Source organism: Pseudomonas sp. Root562 (assembly GCF_001427125.1).
Lineage (GTDB): Bacteria > Pseudomonadota > Gammaproteobacteria > Pseudomonadales > Pseudomonadaceae > Aquipseudomonas.
Genome location: NZ_LMGK01000001.1, coordinates 367740 through 382523, shown reverse-complemented (window position 1 = coordinate 382523; position 14784 = coordinate 367740). Strand labels below are relative to the sequence as shown.

The following is a 14784-nucleotide window of genomic DNA, read 5'->3' as shown; positions in this document are numbered from 1 at the left end:
CCCGCCCGGCATGGTTAAAGCTGAAACTTTTCGGCATCATTGCCCGTCACAACGCCCGTCTTCCAACAAGGCTTTCTACGATGCAATGTTCTCGGCTTTCACAAGCCGCTCTAAATCAAATGATTGAAGGCGCCAGAGTACTGGAAGCCGACAGCTTTGGGCCGAAAGTCTACCTGTTGCAGAATGGGAATATTCTGAAACTGTTCCGCCGCAAGCGTATTTTTTCTTCTGCGCTGTTTCGTCCCTATTCCAAGCGATTCATCGACAACGCCGTAGAACTGCAAAAACTCGGTGTGCCGACTTTGCAGGTCCTGCAGTACTACCGACTGCAAGCGCCAGGCATGACGGCGGTGCTTTACCAGCCATTGCCAGGCGAGACCCTGCGCCAGATCGCCAACAAGGAAGGATTCACCTGGCCGCAGGCCTTGCCGGACCTGGTGGGCCTGATAAGAAGTCTCCATGAATCGGGAATTTATTTCCGCTCACTGCACCTGGGCAATATCGTGGTCACCCCCGATAACCGCATGGGCCTGATTGATGTGGCGGACATGCGCTTTCTGCGCGCACCGCTGTCCCGTCATCTAGTCAAGCGCAACCTGCAGCACTTCGCTCGCTATATTGCACGGGAAAACCTGAACGACAGCTTTCCGATGAAAGCCCTCGAACAGGCACTGCTCGCTTCATGAGAGCAATGCCCGGGAAGCCTGGCTGAAATCCCGCCAGGCCTGGTCCGGGGCAAGTGCACGATATTGCTCTGCGGCGATCGCTTGAGCGTTGGCACTGAACGCCCGGGCAATCGCGTCGCGCCAGGCAGCCACATCCTCGACAGGGGCATACCAGCCGGCATCGCCCAATTGTTCACGGAACACATCCAGTTCACTGGCGATTACCGGTACCCCGGCCATGACCGCCTCCTGCAGGATCAGCCCCAGGCCTTCGCTCAGCGACGGCATCGCCACCCAGTCGAATGCTCGATAGAGCTGCCCCACGTCACTCACATGACCCGGCAAAAAGACTTTGCCGCGCAACCCTGCCGCGTGGATTTTCGCTTCCAGTTCGGCACGGGCAACACCTTCGCCCACAATCACCAAGCGCAGATCCGGTCGTTCAAGCAATGCTGCCGCGAAAGCATCGATCAGACAGGCAAAACCTTTTCCCCCAACCAGCCGTCCCACGGCACCCAGCACCGATGTGTTATCCACAGGCAAGCCCAACCGGGAACGCGCCTGTTCCCGGGTGAGCAGGGCAGAACGCCAGGCCGTGGGATCAAAAGCGCTGCGCAGTGTCGTGACTGGCCGTTGCAGGTCCTGGCTCAATGACGTCGCGAGGGTTTGCGACACAGCAACCACCGACAGCCGGGACGCCGGGAACCGCTGGAAGAGCGCTCGATCCGCTGCGTGAAGCCGCGTCGAACCATGGAAAACCACTACCGCACGCAAGTGCGGCATGGTCTCGATGCAGGGCAACAGTGCCCGGGCCACGCCCAGGCCATCAAGCAACAGTACGCGCGCATCGCTGGATTTGAGCGCACTCTGCAATTTGTAGTGCATCCAGGGCCGGGCCAGTCGCCAGATGTGTCGCCCTTTCAGTCGCGCAGAGGTCAGCCCCCACTCCCGCACCTTGCCGACCGCCACTCCACACTCCGAGGCATGCCCCTGAAGCAGCCAGGTTTCGATCGGTACAGAGGCCGGGACCTGGGACAATATCTGTTGGTGCACCTTGTGAGTCGAGGCAAACGGAGCGCCGCTGGCCCACATGACGTTAACAATGCTCATAGGGTGAAAAGCCGGGACAGGGAGTGCTTTAGAGAAGCCGTACGGCGCTCAGGGGATGAACCGACCACAACTTCACCATAGCAACCGCCAACAGGAACGCACGCTCGGTGTACCGATGCGATGTCGTTTTCCATGGATAACTGCACCTGACCCCTAAAGAAATGGAGGTCGCCAGCAATGCCAATGGCCGGGTAACACATCGTCAAATGCCTAACTTCAGACGGACTTTTTCCAGCAGGCTCAAGGGCGCGCGAACACGCAATGCCGGCTCGAGCTCCTCGACGATTCGCTGACCGATGCGTGCAAAACTGAACTGGCTGACCGCCAGTTCGCGACCGTTACGGGCAATGCGCTGAGCCAGTTCCGGGTCGCTGCGTAATAGCGCGAGCTTTTGCTGAAGTTGTGCGATGTTCTGGTAGAACACCACGTTTTGCATGTCCAGCAGACCCAGTGCCTGGCTTTCCGCCTCGCCCTGGTCATACGCCAGCAATACACAACCGCAAGCCATGGCCTCGAAGTTCTTGATCATGAATTCGCCCATACCGACATCGGCACTGACGAAGTAGCGGATGCGGTTGAGGGTGTCGCGGTATTCCTCGCCGGATTTCGTGCGGGTGACCACCAAGGGTTCGACGCCCGCCAACTCATCGAGCAAGGCTTTGCGCCCGCTGTAGGCGACACTGTTGGTGCTGCCGACGAAGGCCAGTTCGATATCGCGCTCACGCCCTTGATCTTCAAGCTGGGTCTGGTCGTAGCCTTTGGGCACGAATACCGCATCGAACCCTTCGCTGCGCAACCTTTCGGTGACGACGAAACCTGAGCTGATGACTCGCGCCCAGGGCAGCTTGCGGTAATGTGCGCTGAACTTTCCCGTGTACTTGCAAGGAATGTAGTTCTGATAGGCGTCGTGTTCGAGGATCACCAGATTGGGGATCGTGCGGATAAATCCGACCTGGCGGATCTCCTGCTTGAAGCGCAGGAAAAACACGATCCGGTCATACTGCGCCACATCGACTTCGCGTCGAAAATAGCGGCGCAGGTTGCGCTGCTCATCGCTGCTCAGCCACCGCAGGTCGCACTCGCAATGGGCGGCCACGCCCTCGTACAGACGGTCCAGGATAGCCCGCTGATCTTTCTGCACCAGAAACAAAACTTTCATCGTCTTCCTTGCCGCAACAGGCAAACCGAGCAACCTCTGACATACCCCTGCTCGCAGCTGGGGCGCTTCACGCACGCAATCCTACAAATGCCAGAACAGCTCATGGCGACGTACAGCCTTGCGAAAAAATTCGTTCTCACCGTAGGGCGAACCGCGGCGCCCGGCCAGCAACCGCTGCAATACCCGGCGCACCCGGCGCTTGAACGGGGCTGGCGGCTGCAAGTCATGCATCATTGCCAGCGCCATGGCCTTGTCGCGCTGCTGCGCCGGCGTGAGTAAAAGACAATAGGGATGCAGCAGCGAGGCAGGATCAAACACCGGTGGCAGCGCCACGCCGGTACCGCTATTGCCCATGGGCCAGCGATCGTTGTCATGCAAGTGATTGGCGTAACCCAGCAATGTCGGCTGCCAGTCGAGCCCTTGCAAGGCTTCAAGAACCGCGGCATGAGCGCAAATATGATCCGGATGCGGATCAAGTGTCGGATGCGGCAGCACGATGACTTGCGGTTGCGCGCGCAGCAGCAACTCTCGCAAGTCGGCCAGCAGGTTGTTCCAGGTCGGCGCGCCATCGACATCGCCCGGCAAGGCGAACGGGTTCAACTGGCGAAACAACCGGGTATCACTCAAATCCGCTTCGCGCGAGCCCGCCGGCTGAGCAGGCGAAGCCTGCATGGTCGCCAGTTGCAGGCAGAAATAACCCAATTGCACGCACCGGCTTTCGGCCACGCCAGCCCAACGCGGCACTGCAATGCTGTCCCAGGTTCGCAAACGGCCTTTGAGCCGCGAAGCCTGGACTTTGTCCAATCCCATCTGCTGGTAGTGTTCGGCTTCGATTTCACCGGCGGTGAGCGTGACGATCCAGGCTTCATCCGCCTGGCTGTACAAGCCATAGGCTGCCAGTTCCGCGTCATCGGCATGAGGCGCAATGACCATCACCCGTTGGCGACGGTAATCCGGATGTTCGATCGCCCACAGCACCGGCTCGCCGAGCAGGCGGCAAAAACGGCCGCGCAGGCGGAGCTCGCCTTGGGACAGGACCTGTGCCTGGCCACTGAGGTTGAGATAACGCAGGCCGTTTACACCGCGCTCGAAGGTCAGCCGATCCGGATTGTCACCACCAGCCAGTTCGACCACAGGATCAAGGAAACGCCCCAGCCAGGTGCTTTTGACCCGCAACGCCAGCACCAGCGTCGCGTCTTCGACCAACATGACGCCATCGTCCAACCGCAGGCGATCGCCATTGAGGTGGACTTTCGGTTGCGGCGTGTAGGGCGGGAAGCTGTACTGGTAATCGTCGTTGGGCGAATAGAACAGGTGGTCGGCGAACCACGCTTCATGGGCAATCCAGCCCAGGACTGCGAGCACCAGCGGCAGCCACCAGGCCACCAGCAGGCCCATGACAATCAACATTCCCAGCGCGATCAACAAGCCGATGCGTTTGTTGCGCCGATGGCGCTTGAGCAGTTGTTGTTTGCGGCTCATGGCTTGGCTCATACGGTGAAGACCGGAACAGGGTTGCACCAGCGATCCTTGTATTCCCGGTCGGCGCGACCGAAGGAAAAGCGCAAGGGCTTGTCCAGTGCCCGTGCATGCTCCCAGGCGCTTTGGGTATTGAGGAAGCTCAACACGCTGCCAGGGCTGAACTCGCGGGTTTCAGGGTCGACGCCACCATTGATGTACTCGACGCTGATCCACTGCGGCGTCTCGACGCGGTACACCAGCTGAATGGCAATCGCTGCATCGTTGAGGAAGATCACCGAGCCGATCAGCAACTCGCGCAACAACTCGATGACTTCAGCCATGCGCTCGGCGCCGGTCGCCGGAAAACCCCAGCGGCGCTGGAACAGGTCGCAATAAATGGCCGCCAGCTCGCTACTGGAAAAATCCGAAACCGGGCGTACCACACCGCCCGCCTCTTCCAGTAACCGGAGTTCCCGGCGCTGGTTGTAGCGAAATTTCTTCGACAGTTCTTCGGGAGCGCGGGCCATGGCCAATTGTTCGGCCTGCAACTTGATGCCGGTGAAACGGCTTTCGTTCAGTGCCGAAAGGTAACGCCCGCGATGGCGCAGAGGCGCTTGGGCATCGGCCGCAGCCGGCAGGATGATCTCGGCGTTGCCAAGGTCGAACAAGCCTTTTTTACCGCTGCGCTTGAGCACATCCTTGGACAAGGCAAGATCGCGCCCCCAGGTCGGGATCGCCGCTTTCACCTCGCCCTCATGCTCCCAGGCCAGGTAACGCACCGGAATACCAGCCAACTGCGCCAACCGTTCAACCACCATAGGGTGAGTCGCGACGCTGCCGCCATAACGTTGCCAGACCTCGGCATAGATCGAGGCATCGGCTACCGACCAGCCACGTTCGCGCCAGCCTTGAAATCTGTTGAGCATCAGCCCCTCGGTGCCAGTTCGATAACGTGTGGCAAATGCCAGAAAGCATCCTGCACCGCGCGGTCGGAAAAGCGTTCGCGCAAGCGGTCCAGCATCAGCTCGGCACACTGAAGACGTTGTTGATCGTCCATCGCGGCAAGGTGCTTCAGCCCTTGCGCCAGATGTTCGGCATCGCCCAGCGGGAACAGAATGCCCACGCCTTCGACCACTTCCTTCGCCCCACCACATGCGGTGGCGAGCAAGGGTACACCAGCAGCCATGGCCTCTAGCAGCACCATGCCGAAAGGTTCGTGATCGGAACTCAAGGCAAAAACATCGAAGGCACGAAAATACCGTCGGGCCTCTGGCACCTGGCCAAGGAACAACACGCGGTCTCCAATCCCCAGTTCACGAGCCTGCGCCTTGAGATCCTGCTCCAGACGCCCGCTGCCGAGAATCACCAGCTGACTGTTGGCGGGTAGCCCTGGCAGCGCTGCGGCAAAGCCCTCAAGCAACGTGGCCTGATCTTTGTCCGGGTGCAATCGACCGACGTTGCCGACGATCCAGGCATCCGCCGACAACCCCAGGATCTCCCGTGCCTCACGCGCGCAAACCTGGCTGGCCTGCAACGCCGGCACATCGATGCGGTTATAAAGTGTCTGGATGCGCGTCGCCGGCCACTTCGGCAGGCAGCGGCGCATGTCATCGCGCACGGCATCGGAAACCCCGAGCAGGCTCAGGCGCTTGCGGAAAACATGAGCGAACAGCTTGCGCGTGCCGCGCTTGTAATCGTCAAACGCGTGGTGCACGCCGATCACCGGCAACGAAGTGCCCAGCAAGGCGATGTAGATGGGTTTGAAGCGGTGGGCGATGCAGAAACTGAAATTGCGCGAAGCGGCGATCTTGCGCAGATCGCCAATGGCGCCCAGCTTCAGGCCACGAATGGCTCTGGAGCTGTATTCCATGAACAACACTTCATCAGAGGCGCATCCCGCGGCGACTTCGGCGTCGGCGACCCCGGTGAGAAACACCGTGGTCACGCGATAACCGGTCCCCGCGAACAGGCTGGCGTACTGCCGGGCGCAGTCCAGAAACGGCCCGTCATAGCCGTGGCAGAACTGCAACACATGGCGTTCAGCCGAGCGTGTCATATGCGTTCGCGCCCTCTTTGACCACCAGGATGTCTTCCATGATCAGATACTGTAGATCGGAACCGAAGAACATGTTCAAGGCGTCCGTCGGCGAGCAGATCATCGGCTCACCGCGACGGTTGAGCGAAGTGTTGAGCGACACGCCGTTGCCGGTGAGTACTTCCAGCGCTTTCATCATGTCGTAGTAGCGCGGGTTGTATTCGCGCTTGAGCACCTGGGCACGGGAAGTGCCGTCTTCGTGGACCACTTCCGGCACGCGGGTTTTCCACTCTTCAGCCACTTCAAAGGTGAAGGTCATGAACGGCGCCGGGTGATCGATCTTGATCATCTGTGGCGCCACGGTGTCGAGCATCGACGGGCAGAAAGGCCTCCAGCGCTCGCGGAACTTGATCTGGTGGTTGATGCGATCGGCCACGCCCGGCACGCTCGGGCAACCAATGATCGAACGACCGCCCAGTGCACGCGGACCAAACTCCATGCGGCCCTGGAACCAGGCCACCGGGTTGCCGTCGACCATGATTTTGGCGATCTGCTCCGGCATGTTGTCGAGCTTGCGCCACGCAGGTTTGTTCTCATGGCGGGCGCAGGCGGCGATCACATCTTCATTGCTGTAAGACGGGCCAAGGTAGACGTGTTCCATCTTCTCGACCGGAACGCCGCGGGCGTGGGACACATAAGCCGCAGCGCCGACGGCAGTACCGGCATCGCCGGACGCAGGCTGGACGAACAGCTCTTTGATGTCGTCGCGGGCGATGATTTTCTGGTTCAGCTTGACGTTCAAGGCACAGCCGCCAGCGAACGCCAGCTTGCCGGTTTCCTTGAGTACGTCGCCCAGGTAGTGGTCGATCATCTGCAACGCCAGCTTCTCGAACAGCGCTTGCATGCTGGCGGCGTAGTGGATGTATGGCTCGTCGGCGATGTCGCCTTCGCGCTTCGGACCCAGCCACTCGATCAGCTTCGGCGAGAAGTAGAAACCCTTGCCCTTCTCTTTATAGCGACGCAGGCCGATGACGTTGGCGTAATCGGTGTTGATCACCAGCTCGCCGTTTTCGAAAGAGGCCAGGCGCGAAAAGTCGTACTTGCTGGCGTCGCCATACGGCGCCATGCCCATGACCTTGAACTCGCCGTCGAGCATCTCGAAACCGAGGAACTCGGTGATTGCGCCGTACAGGCCGCCGAGGGAGTCAGGATCGAAGAATTCCTTGATCTTGTGGATCTTGCCGTTTTCGCCGTAACCGAAGAACGTCGTGGCGTACTCACCCTTGCCGTCGATCCCGAGAATCGCGGTTTTTTCTTTGAAACCGGAGCAGTGGTAGGCACTGGAGGCGTGAGCCAGATGGTGTTCGACCGGCTCGATCTTGATTTTTTTCGGATCGAAACCCAGTTGCTCGAGGCACCAGACGATCTTGTTGCGATAGCGCTTGTAGCGACGGTTGCCCATCAGGATTGCATCGAGGGCGCGGTCCGGCGCGTACCAGTAACGCTTGGCGTAGTGCCAGCGAGCCTTGCCGAACAGGCTGATCGGGGCGAACGGAATGGCCACCACATCAACGTCGGAAGGTTTGATACCGGCCTGTTCCAGGCAGAATTTCGCCGATTCATAAGGCATGCGGTTCTTTGCATGTTTATCGCGCACGAAGCGCTCTTCTTCAGCCGCCGCGACCAGCTTGCCGTCGATGTACAGGGCTGCGGAAGGATCATGGCTAAGGGCGCCGGACAGGCCAAGAATCGTCAATGCCACAGGGGTCTAGCCTCTTTAGTCTGCGTGCAGGCGCAATGCGCCTCAAAAATTTATGTGCCCTCGCAAGGGGCGAGAGACAGCTAAAGGGCGGGATTATAGCGTAAAAGCTGCGGCAAACCTCTAGCGGCAACCGGCAAGCCTTTTCGGAAGTCGACTTGCCGCTGTTTAACCGCGCACGGGTCGCCAATAGATCTGGATATTGCCGTCCACGCTTTGCCGGTAAATCGTGTAGGGCAAGACAACGGTGTCCAGAGCGCCGGACAACGTCAGGTCCAGCAGAATGAATGGCACGAGGAAGCCCGTGGGATCGGGTGGCGCATTCAATACGCAGAAATCATGGGCGAGACCGCTGTAGACCCGCGGTATCGACTGGCAATAGGTTTTTTGCTTTCGCAACCCTTGCGCGGCGTCAGCATCGTCCTGAAGCACCGTCGCAGCGGTCCCGCATCCCGCCAATGCCAGCGAAATCGCGCCTGAAGCAGCTGCCATTCTTATTGTCAAAGTCCGCCCTCCGCAAATGTCAGGGCAAACTAGCATCGGGCCGATCCGGGCCACAGTTCATGGCTTCCGAAGATCGCGTAGGACGGTTCACAAGAACTTGTCCCTGATCTTATTTGGCTGGTCCGATCCCATCGCGGGCAAGCCCGCGACAGGACCGAAGGCCCGATTCAGGAAACGCTGGCGATGTCTTTGGGCAGACGCCCATCGATGACTTGATAAAGCGCGCTACTGTCCGGCCAATTGCGCATGAACCGCGCGCGATCCCGTGCATACGCCGGTACGAAACTGGCGAGGGAGCCATGCTGGCACATCGAGTCGAGATCGATCAGTGCCCAGCGATCCTGCTGCCAGAACAGGTTGTGGCCCTTGAAGTCGCCATGGCTGATGCGCTCGCGAATCAGCTCGGCGAACAAGTGATCCAGCGCTGCCAGCTCAGACTCCGGCGCATCACCACTTTCCACATAGGGCGCAAAGCGCTCGATGATGTCCGGCCCCGACAGATGCTCGGTGATGAGGTAGGCGCGACCGCGCAACCCGAGGAAGCGCTTTTCCAATAGCGCCAGCGGCTTGGGCGTGGCGATGCCGAAGAACGCCAGGCGATTGCCTTCGCGCCAGGAGTGCCACGCCCGGCTCGGGCGCCAGAAACGCTTGAGCCAGTGCGCAAAGCCCTTGATGTTGTAGCGCTTGATCACCAGCGTGCGACCATTGACCTGGACTTTGCCGACACTCGCCGCGCCGCCGGTCTTGTACAGATGCCCTTGGTCAAGCAACTCATCGGCCCGCTCCAGCACCGGCAGCATGGCCGCTTCTTCCTCGCGGCGAATCGCCCGCAAGCCGAACGCCCCGCGCTGCACGCTGAACAGTGTGCATTCACGGCCGACTTTGTTCAGAAAATCCTTGAGGCGCCAGTTGCGGACTTTGTCGATCTGCTTCTGTAGCGCTTCCATGGGCAAGGCATGTTCGCCATTGCTCAGCAGGTAGTAGACCAGCAACTCTTCGGTGAACGGCTGCAACGATTGTGGCAACTGGGCAAAGAACACCCCGAGATTTTCCAGGACCTTTTGCCGCGACAACGGCTGGCCAGGCGTTTCGCTGCAGATTCCGGCGCCGTCGATCAGATAGAGCCGACGGCCCTGGCGCAGCAGATTGTCCAGATGCAGATCTTCCTGCCACAGGCCTTTGCGATGCATTTGGCCAATGGCACCCAAGGCTTCGGCCAAAACCGCTGATTGCTCGTCGGCCAACACGGGCAAGCTTTCAACTCGCTGCCACGCATCGCCGAGGCTTTCAGCGCCTTCCAGAAACTCGAACAACAGCCAGCCGCCCTCGCCTTCCTTAAGGCCGTCGGCCAACAGCAGCGGCGTGGTCAAGCCTTGGGCAGCGAGTAAACGCACGCCGTCCAGTTCCCGTTGAAAATGCCGTGCAGCCTTGCTGCCGACCAGCAATTTGGCCAGCACCGGGCGGCCACGCCAGACACCGGCGCCCACGTAACGCTGCCCCGGCAACACTCGCAGCAGGCTCAGTAGCTGCAAATCGGCCGGACCGGCCGCGTCGGCCAGGGAAAGAGTCAACGGCAGCGTCGGACTGCGGCCAGCGCTTTTCAGTTCGGACAAACGCATCAAGCTTTCCCCTTATGGCTGCGCCGGGCAGTCAGACGTGTCAGCCAGCTGTCGATCAGCGAACTGTCCTGAGCCTGATCCAGATAGGCGGCCAGAAGCACCCGCAACTGCGCTTCGCTCCACTCGGGTGCTCGACGCAGTAATGGCTCCAGATCCTTGACCCGGTCCCGTTGGCCGAACAGCAGTGGCCGAGTCTTTTCCAGGTCAATCAACTGCGCCTGATAGCCGTCGCCGTTGGCGCGCAGGAAAATGTGCTTGGGATAGAAGCAGCCGTGCACCTGACGCCTGCCATGCAGGCGCTGCGCCAGACGGCCGCAGGCTTGCAGAATGGCCACGTGTTGCGCCTCGCCGAGCTCTGACCAGCGGCGCAGCAGCGAATCCAGATCATCCCAGCCGTCCAGTGCCCGGGTCAGCAGCACAGCGCGGACTTCGCCATCAACTTTGCGCTCGCCGAAAAACGCCGCTTTCAGCGCCGGAATGCCGAGTTTTTCATAACGGCTGATGTTGCGAAATTCACGGGCAAAACTCGGCTCGCCGAACGGCGCGTGCAAAGTGCGCATCTGATAGTTGCTCTGGCGCTTGAGATAGAAGCCATGACCTTCCAGGTCCAGTCGAAACACGCTGCTCCAGCCACCGCGAACGGTGTTGGGTTCGTCCACGGCCTCGAGTTGCCGGGACCACAGCGCATCGAACGTGCCGAGGCCATGGCGTTCGAGCAGCGCACGGTCTTCAGCGGCCAGAAAATCAGTCATTCGCGTCCCTCGAAAAATCTCACCACGTGCCGGATGCGTTTTTTATCGGCGGCATTGAGCCGTTCCCGTTGCCGGTATTGCAGGTAAAAGCGCAGACGCTGAGTGGCCGACAGCTGATATTTGGCGACCTTGTCCAGGCACGCCAGGTCCTTGGTGATGCGGTACTTGAGCCAGAAACCGCTCCAGAAATCACCATTGGGACAGTCAATGAGAAACAGCTGGGGCTGATCGTCGACCAGCAGGTTGCGCCATTTCAGGTCGTTGTGGGTAAAACAATGCTCGTGCATGGTCCGGGTGTAGCTGGCCAGCTGGCGGCTGATGGTATCGACCCACGCGCGGTCCGCGAGCTTGGGGTCGTGCCGTTCGGCAAGGGCCGAGAGGTCTTCGGTATGCGGCAGTTCGCGGGTGATCATCGCCCCGCGATCGTAAGCCATGCCGCGACGCTCCAGCCCCCAGGCCACCACCTCGGCGGTGGGAATGCCCCACTTGGCGAAGCGCTTGAGGTTCTGCCACTCCATTTTCACCCGAGGCTTGCCCAGATAACGGCGCAACCCCTTGCCTGCGCCCACGTAGCGTTTGACGTAATAGTTGACGCCCTTGCGCTGGACGCGGATGACTTCCGACAGCGGATCACGGGTCAATCGCTCGCCTTGAAGCGCAAACACCGCTTCGAGGCTGCCGAAGTCCTCTGCCAGATCGCTGTATTCAGGCTCCAGTGTCCAACCCGCCATCAGAGCGCATCCCCGTATCGCTGTTTGCGGTCGTAGAGTTTGTTGGCCTTGCCCTCGAGCCAACTGAGCAGCCCGGCTTCTTCGCTGAGAATCTGCCGCAGCGGTTGCTGGAAATAACCCTTGAGGAACCGCAGCTTGTCGCGACGGGTCAGGCCGATATCCAGAGCGGAAAAATACAGCGCCGCCAGATCCTTGTTGCGCCAGCGGGCAGTGATCGTCGGACGCGTCTGGGCGCGGTGCAGGTCGATTACCGACAGCTTGAAGTCATCGGCCGTCACCGGCTTGTCGGTGTGCAGCAGGAAGTGGCAGATGTAGCAGTCGCGGTGGTTGACCCCGGCGCGGTGCATCATCCCGGTCATGCGTGCCACTTCGGCGATCAGCGCGCGCTTGAGCTTCGGCTCGGGCGGCTGCTTGATCCAGTTGAGGCTGAAGTCTTCGAGACTGACCGTCGGCGCCAGCTCTTCAGTGACGATGAACGAATGCTGGTCGGCCGGATTGCTGCCTTTCTCACCATAAGCGACGGCGGTCATGGTCGGCACGCCGACTTCCTGCAAGCGCTGGATCGCCTTCCACTCCTGGCCTGCACCGAGTACCGGCAGTTTGGCGGTGAGCAGGTTCTTGAAGATCTCGCCCCAGCCAATGCCGCGGTGGATCTTCACGAAAAACCCGTTGCCGTTCACTTCAGTGCGCAGGGTCCGGCGCGCTTCAAGCTCGCGGTACACCTCGCCCTGCAAACCCTCGACTTCGGCGAACGGATCGCGTCCGGCCCAGAGGCTTTTGAACGGTTCAGCCAGCATCAACTTCATTTAGCGTGCTCCGCCAGAATCACATCGGCCGCGTGCTGCGGCATGCTGTAGAGATCAGCCGTCTCGGCAAACGCCAAACCGTTGCGGCTCCAGGCCGCCCGTGCTTGGGCGTCGTTGAGCATGCCGGTCAGGTATTGCGTCAGCTGTGCTTGCTCGAAGGGTTCGTCCAGCACCAGGCCAGCATCGGCCTCGGCAATGTAATGGGCGTAACCGCACACCGCACTGACCAGCACAGGCAACCCGGCCACCAGCGCTTCAAGCAGCACGGTACCGGTGTTTTCGTTATAGGCCGGATGGATCAACAGATCGGCCCCCAACAGGAAACGCGGAATATCGCTGCGGCCCTTGAGGAACGTCACGTTGTCGCCCAGCCCCAACGTCGCACTCTGCATCTGGAACAATTTGGGGTCGTCCTGGCCGATTACAAACAGCCGTGTGCGTTTCTTCAGATCAGCGGGCAATGCCGCCAACGCCTTGAGGCTGCGATCAACCCCCTTGGTCTTGAACCCGGAGCCAATCTGCACCAGCAACAGTTCATCGTCCTTGAGGTTGAATTCGGCCCGGAAGCCGGCGCGAATTTCGTCGGCATCGGCTGGGCGGCGGCGATCCTGGGCAATGCCTGGCGGCAGCAGATGAAAACGCTCCAGCGGCGTGTCGTAATGCTTGATGAACAGCGGCTGCTGGACTTCGGAGATCATCAACACTTCAGTCTTCGCGTCTTTGGCAAACACCGCGCGCTCATATTCGGCGAAGTGGCGATAGCGGCCCCAGCGACGATACAGCGAGTTACGCAGGTTCTGCGCTTTGTCTTCGAAGCAGCCGTCAGCGGCGTAATACACATCCAGCCCCGGCATCTTGTTGAAGCCGATCAGACGATCAACCGGGCGTTTGGCCAGGTCCGCTTCCATCCATTCACTGAGCTTTTCGTTGCGACGATGGTTGAAGAATGCCTTGACTGGCGCCACCAGCACTTCAAAACCCGGCGGCACGTCGCCTTCCCAAATCAGCGTGTAGACGCGAATCTGGTGCCCGCGTTTTTGACACTCCAGGGCGATGCGCATGAAATCGCGCTGCAAGCCACCAAAGGGAAAGTACTTGTACAGGACAAATGCCAATTGCATCAGCGCAGCTCCTCAGCCAGTAGCAACGTGCTCAGTCGGCTGGCGACCCGCTCGGGATTCAGGCGCGTGAAGCACAACGGCCACTCGCGCTCAAGGTCGAACTGACGGGCATCTTCGGCCGTCGGTTGATAGGTGCATTTCTTTTGCAGGCAGGGTGCGCAAGGGAAATCGCTGGCCAGGTGGATCTGCGATTTGCCGTAGGCGCCGGTCAGGCCCGGGTTGGTCGGACCGAAGAGCGACAGGGTCGGCACATCCAGTGCAGCGGCCAAATGACCAAGACCGGTGTCGACCGCCACACACGCCTGAGCCCCGGCCAACACCTTGCCGACGCCGGCCAGGTTCAGCTTGGGCAGCACTTCGGCGTGCTTGAAACCGGCAGCGATGCGTTCGGCGCGCGCCTTCTCCACCGCGTTGCCCCAAGGCAGTTTCACCCCGACACCGAGATAACCGACACGCTCGGTCAGCTCGCGCCAATAGGCTTCAGGCCAGTGCTTGGTGTCCCAGGTCGTGCCATGCAGGAACAGTACGTAGGGATTCTTGCGCGGCAACTCCACCAGGCGTTCGACGCTCAGGCCATAGTCGCCCAAGCCCTTGGGCAGGTCGTAGCCCAGGGCGATGGCGAACAATTGACGCACTCGCTCCACCGCGTGCTGGCCACGGGCAACCGCCAGGCGTCGATCATAGAAACGCGCGGCCATCGGCTCGCGGGCCGACGACTTGTCCAGGCCGGCCACCGGGGCTTTGACATAGCGAGTCAGCCAGGCGCTCTTCAGCAAGCCCTGGGCATCAATGACCAAATCGTATTTCGTGGCGCGCAGGCTTTGCTTGAAACGCTTCCACTCGCCGCTCTTGATGGTTTGCCAGAGGTTTTTGCGCCAGCGCCGGATTGCCACCGGGATCACCTTGCCCACCGCCGGATGCCAGGTGGGGATTTCGGCGAAGCCTTCTTCCACCACCCAGTCGAACTTGATGCCGGGGATCGCCCGCGCAGCATCGGTCAGCGCTGGCAACGCATGAATCACGTCGCCCAGCGATGACGTCTTGATCAGCAGTACCCGCAAG

Annotated in this window: 14 protein-coding genes; 1 reads left to right on the top strand and 13 read right to left on the bottom strand. The window is 60.4% G+C overall.

Annotation, left to right across the window (positions count from 1 at the left end; translation table 11 throughout):
- Positions 1–80 precede the first annotated feature (80 nt).
- Positions 81–686, top strand: a complete 606-nt coding sequence (locus tag ASD60_RS01760; protein ID WP_056852334.1) for a serine/threonine-protein kinase — start codon at positions 81–83, stop codon at positions 684–686.
- Here the strand turns inward: ASD60_RS01760 and ASD60_RS01755 are convergent.
- The 13 genes from ASD60_RS01755 to waaC form a co-directional block, all read right to left on the bottom strand.
- Positions 681–1775: a glycosyltransferase gene (locus tag ASD60_RS01755; RefSeq protein ID WP_056852333.1), complete on the bottom strand. Its 1095-nt coding sequence runs from the start codon at positions 1773–1775 to the stop codon at positions 681–683. The two genes, ASD60_RS01760 and ASD60_RS01755, sit on opposite strands and share 6 nt — an antisense overlap.
- A gap of 202 nt (positions 1776–1977) precedes the next feature.
- Positions 1978–2934 carry a glycosyltransferase gene (locus tag ASD60_RS01750; protein ID WP_056852332.1) on the bottom strand — a complete coding sequence of 319 codons (957 nt, stop codon included), beginning with the start codon at positions 2932–2934 and terminating at the stop codon, positions 1978–1980.
- 81 nt (positions 2935–3015) lie between these two features.
- Entirely contained in the window at positions 3016–4416 is a 1401-nt protein-coding gene (locus ASD60_RS01745; protein WP_056852547.1) for a PIG-L deacetylase family protein, read from the bottom strand.
- 8 nt (positions 4417–4424) lie between these two features.
- Positions 4425–5321, bottom strand: a complete 897-nt coding sequence (locus tag ASD60_RS01740; protein WP_056852331.1) for an antimicrobial resistance protein Mig-14 — start codon at positions 5319–5321, stop codon at positions 4425–4427.
- The gene (locus ASD60_RS01735; RefSeq protein WP_056852330.1) at positions 5321–6451 is read right to left on the bottom strand and encodes a glycosyltransferase; all 1131 of its coding nucleotides are present in this window, start codon (positions 6449–6451) and stop codon (positions 5321–5323) included. Before ASD60_RS01735 ends, ASD60_RS01740 begins: the two co-directional genes overlap by 1 nt.
- Positions 6435–8192: a carbamoyltransferase family protein gene (locus ASD60_RS01730; RefSeq protein WP_056852329.1), complete on the bottom strand. Its 1758-nt coding sequence runs from the start codon at positions 8190–8192 to the stop codon at positions 6435–6437. Before ASD60_RS01730 ends, ASD60_RS01735 begins: the two co-directional genes overlap by 17 nt.
- A gap of 165 nt (positions 8193–8357) precedes the next feature.
- Entirely contained in the window at positions 8358–8681 is a 324-nt protein-coding gene (locus ASD60_RS01725) for a YceK/YidQ family lipoprotein (RefSeq protein WP_442965960.1), read from the bottom strand.
- 179 nt (positions 8682–8860) lie between these two features.
- On the bottom strand, positions 8861–10312 hold the full coding sequence (locus ASD60_RS01720; RefSeq protein WP_056852328.1) for a lipopolysaccharide kinase InaA family protein: 1452 nt from the start codon (positions 10310–10312) through the stop codon (positions 8861–8863).
- Positions 10312–11064, bottom strand: a complete 753-nt coding sequence (locus tag ASD60_RS01715; RefSeq protein WP_056852327.1) for a lipopolysaccharide kinase InaA family protein — start codon at positions 11062–11064, stop codon at positions 10312–10314. The genes ASD60_RS01720 and ASD60_RS01715 overlap by 1 nt, the downstream gene beginning before the upstream one ends.
- A complete protein-coding gene (locus tag ASD60_RS01710) occupies positions 11061–11795 on the bottom strand; it encodes a lipopolysaccharide kinase InaA family protein (protein ID WP_056852326.1) in 735 nt (244 codons plus the stop codon). Before ASD60_RS01710 ends, ASD60_RS01715 begins: the two co-directional genes overlap by 4 nt.
- Entirely contained in the window at positions 11795–12601 is an 807-nt protein-coding gene (rfaP, locus tag ASD60_RS01705) for a lipopolysaccharide core heptose(I) kinase RfaP (protein ID WP_056852325.1), read from the bottom strand. Before rfaP ends, ASD60_RS01710 begins: the two co-directional genes overlap by 1 nt.
- On the bottom strand, positions 12598–13722 hold the full coding sequence (locus ASD60_RS01700; RefSeq protein ID WP_056852324.1) for a glycosyltransferase family 4 protein: 1125 nt from the start codon (positions 13720–13722) through the stop codon (positions 12598–12600). The genes rfaP and ASD60_RS01700 overlap by 4 nt, the downstream gene beginning before the upstream one ends.
- A complete protein-coding gene (waaC, locus tag ASD60_RS01695; RefSeq protein ID WP_056852323.1) occupies positions 13722–14783 on the bottom strand; it encodes a lipopolysaccharide heptosyltransferase I in 1062 nt (353 codons plus the stop codon). The genes ASD60_RS01700 and waaC overlap by 1 nt, the downstream gene beginning before the upstream one ends.
- Position 14784: the final 1 nt, after the last annotated feature.

Bases quoted from the DNA above. Each gene is read 5' to 3' on its own strand.
- ASD60_RS01760 (WP_056852334.1), top strand. From the start codon at position 81: ATGCAATGTTCTCGGCTTTCACAAGCCGCTCTAAATCAAATGATTGAA.
- ASD60_RS01755 (WP_056852333.1), bottom strand. From the start codon at position 1,775: ATGAGCATTGTTAACGTCATGTGGGCCAGCGGCGCTCCGTTTGCCTCG.
- ASD60_RS01750 (WP_056852332.1), bottom strand. From the start codon at position 2,934: ATGAAAGTTTTGTTTCTGGTGCAGAAAGATCAGCGGGCTATCCTGGAC.
- ASD60_RS01745 (WP_056852547.1), bottom strand. From the start codon at position 4,416: ATGAGCCGCAAACAACAACTGCTCAAGCGCCATCGGCGCAACAAACGC.
- ASD60_RS01740 (WP_056852331.1), bottom strand. From the start codon at position 5,321: ATGCTCAACAGATTTCAAGGCTGGCGCGAACGTGGCTGGTCGGTAGCC.
- ASD60_RS01735 (WP_056852330.1), bottom strand. From the start codon at position 6,451: ATGACACGCTCGGCTGAACGCCATGTGTTGCAGTTCTGCCACGGCTAT.
- ASD60_RS01725 (WP_442965960.1), bottom strand. From the start codon at position 8,681: ATGGCAGCTGCTTCAGGCGCGATTTCGCTGGCATTGGCGGGATGCGGG.
- ASD60_RS01720 (WP_056852328.1), bottom strand. From the start codon at position 10,312: ATGCGTTTGTCCGAACTGAAAAGCGCTGGCCGCAGTCCGACGCTGCCG.
- ASD60_RS01715 (WP_056852327.1), bottom strand. From the start codon at position 11,064: ATGACTGATTTTCTGGCCGCTGAAGACCGTGCGCTGCTCGAACGCCAT.
- ASD60_RS01710 (WP_056852326.1), bottom strand. From the start codon at position 11,795: ATGGCGGGTTGGACACTGGAGCCTGAATACAGCGATCTGGCAGAGGAC.
- rfaP (WP_056852325.1), bottom strand. From the start codon at position 12,601: ATGAAGTTGATGCTGGCTGAACCGTTCAAAAGCCTCTGGGCCGGACGC.
- ASD60_RS01700 (WP_056852324.1), bottom strand. From the start codon at position 13,722: ATGCAATTGGCATTTGTCCTGTACAAGTACTTTCCCTTTGGTGGCTTG.